General features: G+C 71.7%; 2 protein-coding genes and 1 pseudogene. All 3 read left to right on the top strand.

The genetic code is table 11. The features are described from left to right. The first annotated feature begins 15 nt into the window (after positions 1-15). Positions 16-3,813, top strand: a complete 3,798-nt coding sequence (locus tag ACFZBU_RS47830) for a type I polyketide synthase (protein WP_391590132.1) — start codon at positions 16-18, stop codon at positions 3,811-3,813. A 149-nt stretch (positions 3,814-3,962) separates the two neighbouring features. Then, positions 3,963-4,862: a proline iminopeptidase-family hydrolase gene (locus ACFZBU_RS47825; protein WP_391590131.1), complete on the top strand. Its 900-nt coding sequence runs from the start codon at positions 3,963-3,965 to the stop codon at positions 4,860-4,862. A 99-nt stretch (positions 4,863-4,961) separates the two neighbouring features. Then, positions 4,962-11,128, top strand: a pseudogene (locus tag ACFZBU_RS47820) (type I polyketide synthase); the annotation flags it as partial.

Raw genomic sequence — 11,128 nt, 5'->3', positions numbered from 1 at the left:
TTCCACTCGGAGTTGATGGACCCGATGTTGGACGAGTTCCGGGCGGTGGCCGAGGGGTTGTCGTATGCGGCCCCGTCCATTCCGGTGGTGTCGAATGTGACGGGTGAACTGGTCGATGCGCCGGTGTCGGCGGATTATTGGGTTCGGCATGTGCGCGAGGCGGTGCGCTTCGCGGACGGGGTGCGTGCCCTGACCGCGCGGGGTGTGACGCGTTTCGTCGAACTCGGCCCGGACGGAATCCTGTCCGCGATGGTGCGGGAGAACCTGCCCGAGGACGGCACCGTGGTGGTGCCGGTGTTGCGCAAGGGTCGTCCCGAGGCGCAGTCCCTGGTCGCGGCGCTGGGCGAGCTGCACGTGGGCGGCGCGCCGGTGGACTGGGACGCGTTCTTCGCCGGCCACGGCGCCCGCCGCGTCGCACTGCCGACCTACGCCTTCCAGCGCAGGCACTACTGGCTGGATGCCCCGAACGCGGCAGACCCCGCCTCCATGGGCCTTGGCTCACCCGAACACCCGCTCCTGGGCGCGATGGTGCCCCTGCCGGAGTCCGACGGCGTCGTGTTCACGGGCCGGCTCTCGGTGCGCACGCATGCCTGGCTCGCCGATCACCAGGTCGGTGGAGTGGTGCTGCTGCCGGGTGCGGCGATGGTGGAGCTGGCCGTGCGTGCGGGCGACCAGGTCGGCTGTGGGCGGGTGGAGGAGCTGACGCTCCAGGCCCCATTGGTGCTGCCCGACGAAGGCCCGGTGCAGCTTCAGGTGGTGGTCGGCGGCCCCGACGAGACGGGTCGACGCGCGCTCACCGTGTACTCGCGTCCCGACGACACCCTGGACGGCCCCTGGACCACGAACGCGTCCGGCATCCTGGAGGAAGGCGCCGGTCGGGACGACAGCCCGGACGACTTGACCGCATGGCCTCCGCCGGGAGCGGTGCCGATCGACGTGGACGGGCTGTACGACGCGTTGGCGGATGCCGGGCTCGGCTACGGCCCGGTGTTCCAGGGGCTCGGGGCCGCCTGGCGACGCGGGGACGAGGTGTTCGCCGACGTCGTCCTCCCCGAACCGGCGCATGGCGACGCCGACCGCTTCGGCCTGCACCCTGCGGCGCTGGACGCGAGCCTGCACGCGGTGACGCTGACCTCGGCGGTCGGTGAGCGGGCGGCCCTGCCGTTCTCGTGGTCCGGCGTGGAACTGTACGCCTCCGGGGCCTCGGCGCTGCGCGTACGGGTGAACCCGGTTCGTCCGGGTGAGGTGTCTCTGAAGATCGCGGACGCGGCAGGCTTGCCGGTGGCGTCGGTTGCCTCGCTGACCCTGCGTGAGATCACCACCGGGGGAGTGCTCCCCACCGGATTCCACGAGTCGCTGTACCGGATCGACTGGCGGCAGGTCCCCGCTACGGCGGGGGTGTCCGGCGAGGTGGTCGAGTGGGAGGCGTTGACGCCCGAAGGTGCGGTGCCGCCGGTTGTCGTCGTGCGCTTCGCCGGGGGATGTGCGGCCGATGTCGTACGCGCGGAGGTGCGTCGAGCCTTGCGCGTGGTCCAGTCGTGGTTGTCCCAGGACCGCTTCGCGGATGCCACATTGGTGGTGTTGACGCACGGCGCGGTGGCGCTGGAGGGAGAGACCGTTACCGATCTCGCCGGTGCCGCGGTCTGGGGCCTGGTGCGATCGGCCCAGTCCGAGGAGCCGGGTCGGATCGTGCTGCTCGATGGCGACCGGGCGGATGTCGCGCCGGCGCTGGACTCGGGTGAGCCGCAGGTCGTGATCCGTGCGGGCGTGGTGCACGCGGCCCGTCTCGCCCGCGTCGCGATGGCCGAACAGGCGGCGACGACCGCCCCGTTCCACTCGGACGGCGAGGTACTGATCACCGGTGGCACCGGCACCCTGGGCGCTCTGTTCGCGCGACACCTGGTGACCCGGTACGGCGTCCGTCGCCTGGTGCTCACGAGCCGCCGCGGCCCGGCGGCCGAGGGGGCGGCGGAGTTGGTCGTCGAGCTGTCCGAACTGGGCGCCCAGGTGGAGGTCGTGGCCTGTGACGCCGCCGACCGCGCCGCGCTGGCGGAGCTGTTGGCGGGTCGCACCCTGTCCGGTGTCGTGCATACGGCGGGGGTCCTGGACGACGGCGTGATCTCCTCCCTGACTCCCGAGCGCCTCGACGCGGTCCTTCGCCCGAAGGTCGACGCGGCCTGGAACCTGCACGAGTTGACCCAGGGCATGGAGCTCTCGGCATTCGTCCTGTTCTCCTCGGCGGCAGGTGTGCTGGGCGGCGCGGGACAGGCCAACTACGCATCGGCAAACGCGTTCCTGGACGCCCTGGCCACCCGCCGCCGGGGCGCCGGGTTGCCTGCGCTCTCGCTGGCCTGGGGCCTGTGGGACACCGACGGCGGCATGACGGGCTCCCTGGCCGCCGACGACCGCGCACGCCTCGCGCGCGGCGGTGTCCTGCCGCTGTCCGTGCCGGAGGGGCTCGCGCTCTTCGACACCGCCGCGACCCTCGACCAGGCAACTGTGGCCCCCATTCGCCTGGATGTCGCCAACCTTGCCGACGTCCCCGAGTTGCTTCGCGGCCTCGTCCCTGCGACCCGGCGCCGGACGGCGGCTCGGCATCGGACCGATCCCCGCTCGCTGCGCCGGCGCCTGGACCGGCTCTCGGAGACCGAACAGGAGCGCGAGACAAGGAACCTGGTGCTGGTCCACGCCGCACAGGTGCTCGGATACGACGACCCCACGGCGGTGGACCCGGACCGGACCTTCCTGGAGACCGGCTTCGACTCGCTCGGCGCGACGCAACTGCGCGCCGCCCTCAATGCCGCGACCGGTTTGCGACTGCCCGCGATGGTGGTCTTCGACAGCAAGACCCCCGCCGAACTCGCCCGGCTCGTCCGGACCGAGCTGGCCGCGAGCCCGGAAGTAGGCGATCCGCGGGGATCGACGAGCAACGATGCCGGGTCGGCGGACACGCTGACCGCGTTGTTCCGGGCGGGCGTCGAGACAGGCGACATCCCCAGGACGTTCACGATGCTGCGGGCGATCGCCGACATTCGACCGCAGTTCCGCGCACATACCGAACTCGAACGGCTCCCGGAGCCCGCCGGGCTCGCCGACGGGACGAGCGGAACACGATTGATCTGCGTGTCGACCCCGATGGTCGCCGGGGGCGTGCATCAACACGCCCGCCTGGCCGCGCACTTCCGAGGCATCAGGCCGGTACGGGCTTTGCCGCTGGTCGGCTTCGCCCGGGGGGAACTGCTGCCCGCCACAGCAGCCGCAGCCGCGCAGGTGGTCGCGGAGAGCGTCCTCCAAGCGGCCGAAGGCGAGCCGTTCGTCCTGGTCGGGTATTCCTCCGGCGGCGTCCTGGCCTATGCGGCGGCACACCACCTGGAGCAGGCGCTGGGCATTCGACCCGCGGGCGTCGTCCTGTTGGACTCGTACGCCGTCGCGGACAACGAGATGCCGGAGGGCTTCGAGCACATGACGTACCGGATGCTGGCGATGGAGGAGACCTTCGGCCCCTACGACAGTGCCCAACTCTCGGCCATGGCACGCTACTTCCACCTGCTCCCGGATTTCACCCGGGAAAGCGTCGGCGCACCCGTCCTGTTCGTCGGCGCCGGGAAATCCTTCAAGCCGGAGACCGGGGACGTCGTGCGGGACGGCGAATTCCTCCGAGCCCGACCCTGGGACGCCGCACACACCTTGCGGCTCTCGCCGGGAAACCACTTCGGACTGGTCGAGGAGGACGCGGAATCGACCGCGCGGATCATCGAGGACTGGTTGACGGAAGTCGGCGCGGACTCGGCTCCCACCGACCGGCGCTTGTAGGGGTCGTCGCCTCAGCTTAGGGGCTTCGGGCCCCCGTCCCCCGCAGTACTGTCGCCAATATCAGCGGTGTCCTGAATACGGGTGAGCCCGTCGACCACCCATGCGCGCGTGCGTGTCGGTGCAGGAACGATCCGATCGAGGTGGTTGAAATGTCGCCGACCCCCAGCGCCAAGGGAACGTTGCCCTTCGGGGAACACCGGACCTGGTATCGCGTCACCGGCGAGGTCGGCGCGGATCGACCCGCCGTGATCGCCCTGCACGGCGGCCCCGGCGCCACCCACGACTACCTGCTCGGGCTCACCTCCCTGGTCGAGGCCGGCTGGCCGGTCGTCCACTACGACCAGCTCGGCAACGGCGGATCAAGCCATCTGCCGCAGCGGGGCGCCGAGTTCTGGACGGTAGGGCTGTTCCTCGACGAGCTGGACAACCTGCTGCGCGGCCTCGGCATCGCGGACGACTACGTCCTGTTCGGCCATTCCTGGGGCGGCCTGCTGGCCGCCAAGCACGCCGCGGCCGGGCCGGCCGGACTCCGCGGACTGGTCATCGCCGATTCCCCCGTCTCCTATCCGGTGTGGCTGCGGGAGATGCGGGTGCTGCGCGATCTCCTGCCCCCCGGCGTGGACGAGACGCTACTCCGGCACGAGAACGCCGGTACCACCGACAGCGACGAATATCTGGAGGCGTCGCTGATCTTCTACCAAAAGCACGTTTGTCGTCTCGATCCGTGGCCGCGTGACTACCTGGCCACATTCATGGAAATCCACAACGACCCCACCGTTTACCAATCGATGAACGGCCCCACCGAATTCCACGTCACCGGAACCCTGCGCGACTGGGGAGTGGCGGAGTGCGTAGCGGACATCAGGGTACCCACCCTGTTGATTTCGGGGCGTCACGACGAGGCGACTCCCGCAGCGGTGCAGCCGTTTCACGATCTCATCCCGGACGTGCGCTGGGAGATCTTCGAAGAGTCGAGCCATGTTCCGCATCTCGAGGAACCGGAACGCTTTCACCAGGTCATGGTCGATTTCCTGAAGGGCCTGCACTGAGGTTACCGGATCGGGCCCGCCCCACTCATTCACTCGAAATTCCGTCGAACGAAGGAAAAGGTCACCGTGGAGGCATCGGTCGAGGAGATCGTCGAGGCGCTGCGCAACTCGCTGGTGGAGAACGAACGGCTGCGGCAGCAGAACAATCGGCTGACCGCGGCCGCCACCGAGCCGATCGCCGTCGTCGGCATGTCCTGCCGCTTCCCCGGCGGCGTCGCGTCGCCGGACGACCTGTGGCGTCTGGTGGCCGAGGGGACGGACGCCGTCTCCGCGTTCCCGGCCGACCGTGGCTGGGACGTCGAGGGGCTGTACGACGCGGAGCCCGGCAAGCCGGGCAAGAGCTACGTACGCGAGGGCGGATTCCTCTACGACGCGGCCGAGTTCGATTCCGGGTTCTTCGGGGTCAGCCCGCGTGAGGCGGCGGCGATGGACCCGCAGCAGCGGCTCCTCCTGGAGATCTCGTGGGAGGCGATCGAGCGGGCCGGGATCAATCCGGCCGAGTTGCGCGGCAGCCGTACCGGAGTGTTCGCCGGCGTCATCTACCACGACTACGGCACCGCCTCCGGGGACGACGCCACCACCGGCAACGGCAGCCTCGTCTCCGGGCGCGTCGCCTACAGCCTGGGTCTGGAAGGCCCCGCGGTCTCGGTGGACACGGCCTGCTCCTCCTCGCTGGTGGCGATGCATTGGGCCATCCAGGCGCTGCAACGCGACGAGTGCACCATGGCATTGGCCGGCGGCGTGACGGTGATGGCCACCCCGCAGACATTCGTCGAGTTCAGCGCGCTGCGCGGCCTGGCGCCGAACGGCCGCTGCAAGCCCTTCTCGGCCGCGGCGGACGGCACCGCGTGGGGCGAGGGCGCGGGCGTACTGCTGCTGGAACGGCTGTCCGACGCCCGGCGCAACGGCCACGAGGTGCTGGGTCTGATCCGCGGCTCCGCGGTGAACCAGGACGGCGCCTCCAACGGCCTGACCGCGCCCAGCGGCCCGGCGCAACAGCGGGTGATCCGGCAGGCGTTGGCCGGTGCCGGGCTGGTGTCGGCAGACGTGGACGCGGTGGAGGCGCACGGTACCGGCACCCGGCTCGGTGATCCGATCGAGGCACAGGCGTTGTTGGCGACGTACGGCCGGGATCGGCCGGCGGATCGGCCGCTGTGGCTGGGGTCGGTGAAGTCCAACATCGGCCACACCCAGGCCGCCGCCGGCGTCGCCGGCGTGATCAAGATGCTCCAGGCGATGCGCCGCGGCGTACTGCCACAGTCCCTGTACGCCGACGAACCCACGCCGCACGTCGACTGGACGGCGGGCGCGGTGGAACTGCTGACCCGGGGCCGGCCCTGGCCGCAGAACGACCACCCGCGCCGCGCGGGCGTGTCCTCCTTCGGAGCAAGCGGCACCAACGCGCACGTCATCCTCGAACAGGCCCCACCCGCCGGCACGGGTATCGAGGCCCCGCGCGCCGCGCCCCGCCCGCTGCCCGTGCCGATCTCGGCGAAGAGCGCCGCCGCGCTGCGGGATCAGGCCCTGCGGCTGCGCGCCCACCTCGCCGCACACCCGGACCAGTCCCCGCTCGACCTCGCCTACTCGCTGGCCACATCCCGAACCGCGTTCGAGCATCGGGCCGTCCTGGTCATCGACGAACCGCACGAACTCGGCGCTGCCATCGAGGCGTTGGCCAACGGTGAGAGCACTCCGGGGCTGGTCCGCGAGACGGCTACCGAGGGCAAACTCGCCTTCCTCTTCACCGGACAGGGCAGTCAGCGGATCGGCATGGGCCGCGAACTCCACCGCGAGTATCCCGTGTTCACGGCCGCCTTCGACGCGGTGTGCACGAGCCTGGACCCGCACCTGGACCGTCCGCTGCGCGAGGTGCTCTTTGCCGCCCCCGGATCGGCGGATGCCGAAAGCGTCCACGAGACCCGATTCACCCAGGCCGCCCTGTTCGCCGTCGAGGTGGCGTTGTTCCGCCTGCTCGAACACTGGGGCCTGCGACCGAACTTCCTGGTCGGCCACTCGATCGGCGAGCTGAGCGCCGCGCATGTCTCCGGCGTGCTGTCCCTGGACGACGCGGCCCGGCTGGTCGGTGCCCGAGGTCGATTGATGCACGCGCTGCCCAGCGGCGGCGCGATGGTCGCGGTGCGCGCCGCCGAGCACGAGGTGCTGCCGCTGCTCACCGAGCGGGTGTCCGTCGCGGCGGTCAACGGACCCACCTCGACGGTGATCGCCGGCGACGAGGACGCGGTCGAGGCGATCGTGGCCACGCTCCGAGCGAGCGGACACAAGACCAAGCGGCTGAACGTCGGGCGCGCCTTCCACTCGCCCCGGATGGAGGCGATGCTGGACGACTTCCGGCGGGTCGCGGAGAGCGTGTCCTTCGGCGAGCCTCGGATTCCGATCATCTCGAACCTGACCGGCGAACCGGCGTCCGCCGCCGAACTGGGCTCCGCCGACTACTGGGTTCGGCACGTCCGCCGGCCGGTCCGCTTCCTGGACGGGATGCGCGCGCTGGAACGCGCGGGGGTCACCACCTATGTCGAACTCGGCCCGGACGGCGTGCTTTCGTCGATGGGAGCGGACTGCCTGAGCGAGGCCGCGACCGAGGCCGCGTTCGTCCCGACACTGCGCGGCGACCGAGCCGAGCCGCAGTCCCTGCTCAAGGCGCTGGCCCGAGTGCACGCCCGCGGCGTGGCCGTGGACTGGGCCGCGCTGTTCGCCGACACCGGCGCGCGGCGCGTCGAGTTGCCGACCTATGCCTTCCAGCGCGAGTCCTACTGGACGAAGCCGGTCGCGCCCGCCGGTGCGGGCGAGCCCGCCGTCGACGCAGCGTTCTGGCAGGCCGTCGAGAACGGCGACGTCGCGTCCGCGGCCTCCCAGTTGACCGGCGGTGACCCGTCGGCCGACCAGGTCGGCGAGTCACTCGGTGGACTGCTGCCGGCCCTCGCGGCCTGGCGACGGCGGGGACGCGAGCGGGCCGCCGTCGAGCGGCGGCTGTATCGCGTGGAATGGCAGCCGGTGACCGACCGGGCGATCGGTTGCCCCGCCGCCTTGGCGGGTACCTGGCTGGTGGTCCACCAGGCCGAGCAGGCGGACGCCGAGGTACGGGCCCTGCGCGCACACGGCGCTCGGGTCGTACCGCTGGCGGTGGTCGACGCCGAGCTGCACGTCGATACGCTGACCGCCCGCCTGACCGAAGCGGTCGGCGGTGACGCGTCGGTCGTGGGTGTACTGTCGCTGCCGGCCGAAGGCGACCCCGGCGCGCTCGCGCTGACCCTGACGCTGGCCCAGGCGCTCACCGCCGCCGGGATCGACGCGCCTTTGTGGACGACCACGCGCGGTGCGGTGGCGGTCGCCCCGACGGAGTCGCTACCGCACCCCCGACAGGCCCTCGCCTGGGGCCTCGGCCGGGTGCTCGCCCTGGAGCAACCGCAGCGCTGGGGCGGCCTGATCGACCTACCGCAGGTGCTGGACGAGCGCGCCGGGGCGCGCCTGGCGGGCGTACTGGCGGGCGGCGAGGATCAGGTTGCCATCCGTACGTCGGGCGTTCTGGTTCGCAGACTGGTGCGGGCGGCGCCGAGCGACGCCGCCATCGGGGCCTGGCGCCCGCGCGGCACCGTCCTGGTGACCGGCGGGACCGGCGCGCTCGGTGCTCACGTGGCCCGTTGGCTGGCCGGCAACGGCGCCGAACACCTGGTGCTGACCAGCCGCCGGGGCGGCGCGGCGCCGGGCGCCGAGGAACTGGCGGGCGAGTTGTCCGCACTGGGTGTCGAGGTCACGATGGCGGCGTGCGACGTCGCCGAGCGCACGGAACTGGCAGCCCTGGTGGAGCGGATGGCCGCCGAGGGCAAGCCGATCCGGGCCGTCGTACACGCGGCGGGCGTGGACCGTACCGGCGCGGCGGCGCTCACCACGCTCGACGAGGTCGCCGAGGCGATCCGGGCGAAGGTCGGCGGCGCGGCGAACCTGGACGAGCTGTTCGCCGACCACGACCTGGACGCGTTCGTCCTGTTCTCCTCGATCGCGGGCGTGTGGGGGAGCGGCGGGCAGGGGGCGTACTCTGCCGCGAACGCCTACCTGGACGCCCTTGCCCAGAACCGCCGAGCGCGCGGAGTCACCGCCACGGCCGTCGCCTGGGGACCGTGGGCGGAGGGGGGCATGGCCGCCCAGGGCGACGACGAGGAACGCCTGCGCCGGTACGGCCTCGCGCCGATGGCGCCCGCGTCCGCGATCGCCGCGCTCGGTCGGGCCCTGGACGCGGACGAGACCGCCCTGACCGTGGTGGACGTGGACTGGGCCCGGTTCGCACCCGCGTTCACCGCCGCGCGGCCGAGTCCGCTGATCGGCGATCTGCCCGAGGTCGCAGCGCTGCACACCACGACCCGGGACAGCCCCGCGGCCGGGCCCGGCGCGGCCGAACTCCGCGACCTGCTCGACAACCGGGCCGCCGCCGAACAGCGCGCGGCCCTGCTCGATCTGGTGCGGGAGCAGGCCGCCGCGGTGCTCGGGCACGCCTCGCCGGCCGCCGTCGACGCCGACCGCGCGTTCCGCGACCTGGGCTTCGACTCGCTGACCGCCGTCGAATTGCGTGATCGCCTCGGCCGGGCCACCGCGCTGCGGCTGCCCGCCACCACCGTCTTCGACTACCCGACGGCCGGGCGGCTCGCCGAGTACATCCGGGCGCAGATGTACGGACCGGACGACGCGGCCGCGGCGGCGACCGGGTCGCGGCCGGTCGCGGTGACGGACGACGAGCAGATCGCGATCGTGGCGATGGCGTGCCGCTTCCCCGGCGGCGTGACCTCGCCGGAAACCCTGTGGCGCCTGGTGGCCGAGGGCACCGACGCGATCTCCGCGTTCCCGACCGACCGGGGCTGGGACCTGGCGTCGTTGTACCACCCGGAGCCGGGGCACCCGGGGACGACCTATGCCCGGGACGGCGGATTCCTGGCGGACGCGGCCGACTTCGACGCGGATTTCTTCGGCATCAGCCCGAAGGAAGCGCTGGCGATGGACCCGCAGCAGCGGCTGTTCCTGGAGACCGCCTGGGAGACCCTCGAACGGGCCGCCATCGACCCCGCGTCGCTGCGCGGCAGCGCGACCGGAGTGTTCGCCGGCGGTTCGTACTACGACTACGGTGCGGGCCTGACTCGGCTGCCCGAGGAACTGGCCGGCTATTCGAGCATCGGCCGGGCGAGCAGCGTCCTGTCCGGCCGGGTGTCGTACACCCTCGGGCTGGAGGGGCCGTCGGTGACGGTGGATACCGCGTGTTCGTCCTCCCTGGTGGCGTTGCACCTGGCGATCCAGGCGCTGCGGTCGGGGGAGTGCTCGCTGGCGCTGGCAGGCGGCGTCACCGTGATGTCCACTGCCGAGACGTTCGTCGACTTCAGCGCGCAGCGGGGGCTGTCTCCCGACGGTCGGTGCCGGTCGTTCGCGGCGGCGGCTGATGGTACCGGGTGGGCGGAGGGGGTCGGTTGGTTGCTGGTCGAGCGGCTGTCGGATGCTCGGCGCAATGGGCATCAGGTGCTCGCCGTGGTGGCCGGCTCGGCGGTGAATCAGGACGGGGCATCGAACGGCTTGACGGCGCCCAACGGTCCGGCGCAGCAGCGGGTGATTCGGCAGGCGTTGACGAATGCCGGACTGGTGTCGGGCGATGTGGACGCGGTGGAGGCGCACGGGACGGGCACCACCCTCGGTGATCCGATCGAGGCGCAGGCGTTGTTGGCGACGTATGGGCAGGATCGCCCGGAGGGTCGGCCGTTGTGGTTGGGGTCGATCAAGTCGAACATCGGCCATACGCAGGCTGCGGCGGGTGTGGCCAGTGTCATCAAGATGGTGGAGGCGATGCGGCACGGCGTGTTGCCGATGACGTTGCATGTGGACGAGCCGACGCCGGAGGTGGATTGGTCCGCCGGCGCGGTTGCGTTGTTGACGGAGTCGCGGGCGTGGCCGGAGGTGGGTCGGCCGCGTCGGGCGGCGGTGTCGTCGTTCGGGATCAGCGGCACGAACGCGCATGTGATCTTGGAAGAGCCCGAATCTCTCGTTGTCGCGGAGGAGGAGCCGCAGTGGCCGGAGGGTGTTCCGGTGCCTTGGCTTTTGTCGGCCAAGAGCGAGGCGGCGTTGAGTGCGCAGGCCGAGCGGGTCCGGGCGGTTGCGGGTAGCGGTGATCCGAGCATCCTGGATGTCGGTTTCTCGTTGGCGAACTCGCGTGCGGTGTTGGCGCATCGTGCGGTGGTGGTTGCGGGTGATGTGGCCGGTGGGTTGTCGGTGGT

Origin of the sequence: Embleya sp. NPDC008237 (assembly GCF_042956465.1) — a bacterium.
GTDB lineage: Bacteria > Actinomycetota > Actinomycetes > Streptomycetales > Streptomycetaceae > Embleya.
This window is presented reverse-complemented; position numbering and strand designations above follow the sequence as displayed.